This window comes from Nocardia heshunensis (assembly GCF_054782115.1).
On record NZ_BAAGTC010000043.1, the window covers coordinates 1 to 615 of the forward strand.

Sequence of the window (615 nt, forward strand, 5' to 3'; positions counted from 1 at the left end):
ACCCGGGCGGGTCGGGTGAGGCTTTTCGGTTCTCGCCGGCCTTGGTGGTGCGGCTCGAAAGGAGTGGCCGCCCGGCCCGTCTGGACGTTCCCGGCCGCTGATTGAGAACTGCGAAGATCGCTGGGTTTAAGGAGATGACGGCGGGCTCGTCCACGGGTTGACCTGCAAGAACCACACTGATGGAGGTCGGGTTGGACAAGCTGTGGGTCGGCATCGACGTGGGCAAGGAAACCCACTGGGCCTGGGTGATCGACAGCGATGGCACGCGCCTGCTGTCGCGGCCGGTACCCAACGACGAAGCGGCGGTATCGGCGCTGCTCGGTGATGTGGTGGCGATGAACGCGCAGGAGGTCACCTGGGCGGTCGACCTGACTACCGTGGAATCGGCTCTGCTGCTTGCGATTCTGTGGGAGAACGGCCAGCGGGTGGTGTATCTGCCTGGTAAGGCCGTCAATCACGCCGCGGTCGGTTACCGCGGCGAGGGAAAGACCGACGCGAAAGACGCCCGCATTATCGCCGACCAGGCGCGTATGCGGCGCGACCTGGCCGAGCTGCGTACTGCCGACGAGTTGATCCTCGAACTGCGCCTGCTCACCGGCCGTCGCACCGATCTGG

The 615-nt window shown here is 65.7% G+C and carries 1 protein-coding gene; it reads left to right on the forward strand.

The features are described 5' to 3' along the window. Positions 1–179: 179 nt before the first annotated feature. On the forward strand, positions 180–615 hold a 436-nt coding region (locus ACYVN4_RS45045; protein WP_460730453.1), incomplete at its 3' end, for an IS110 family transposase.